General features: G+C 69.9%; 2 pseudogenes. Both read left to right on the top strand.

Annotated features, from left to right (window positions below):
• A pseudogene (locus ABT288_RS50010) lies at nt 1-924 on the top strand (telomere-associated protein Tap); the annotation flags it as partial.
• A gap of 6 nt (nt 925-930) precedes the next feature.
• Nucleotides 931-1,095, top strand: a pseudogene (locus tag ABT288_RS50005) (telomere-protecting terminal protein Tpg); the annotation flags it as partial.

Below are 1,095 nucleotides of genomic sequence, written 5' to 3'. Positions count from 1 at the left end.
CCTGGTCGCGATCGACATCAACATGTCGTTCGCCGCGGCCGCCAACGGGCTCACCGTCGGGCTGAACGGCCCCACCACCTCACCGGCAACCCGAAGTTCGACCCGGCGCTGCCCGGCTCCTGGCTGGTCGACCTCTCTCACGTCGACCTCTCCCGCGTGAACATCGGCGGCCACACCGTCGACGGTGACCGCCTGCCCTCACCGTTCACGCCAAAGGGCGAGGAGCCCACCGGCCCGGCCTGGTATGCCACCCCGACCGTCGCCTACGCGGTGGAGCTCGGCTTCGACGTCGTGCCGATCGAGGCATATGTCCGCACCCAGACCGGTCGCTACCTCGACCCCTGGTACAAGCGGCTGCGCGACGCGTACGTGGCGACGATGGCCGACCTCGACGTCACCACCGACCTGGGCGGCCAGGAGTTCCTGGACGCGATGGCCCGCTCCAAGCAGGTCGACCCGGCGATGGCGCTGCTGGTGAACGCGATCAAGGCGACCGCGAAGGGCGGGATCGGCAAGCTCCGCCAGCGCAACCGCGGTCAGGTGCCCTACTACGAGCCGTGGCCGGCCCTCGCGAGGGAGACGTGGCGCCCCGACATCCGGGCCGCCGTCCTGGCCAACCAGCGCATTGGTATCCACCGCAAGCTGATGAAGACCGCCGCGGCGGCCGACCTGTACCCAGTCGCGATCGGCACCGACGCCATCGTCTACCCCTCACCCGGCCCGTCCCCACTGGACGTCCTGCCCCACACCCCGGAGGGCAAGCCCGTGCCCGGCGCGTTCCGGCTCGGCGTCTCGCCGGGCATGGTCAAGCACCAGGGCACCCAGACCGTCCTGTGGGCCGAGGAGCAGTTCGAAGAGCACGGCGGCGTGTTCAACATCGCCAACCTCATCAAGAACGACCCGACCACCGGCGAAGAGGAGTAGCAGGCCATGGTGGAACGAATCGGGGACAGCCTGGACCGTGCGCCGGAAGGGGCGTTCACCCGCCCCGCCCCCAAGAGCGCCCAGGCACAGATGAAGTACCTGGTCAAGCAGCTCAAGGGCACCAAGGCGGTCGCCCAGCTGCTGGGGGTGTCCCAGGGCACCGTGGAGCGG

The organism is Streptomyces sp. NPDC001093 (genome assembly GCF_040298985.1).
Classification (GTDB): Bacteria; Actinomycetota; Actinomycetes; order Streptomycetales; family Streptomycetaceae; genus Streptomyces.
Note: the sequence above shows the minus strand (reverse complement) of the source record. Positions and strands in the feature narration are given on the sequence as shown.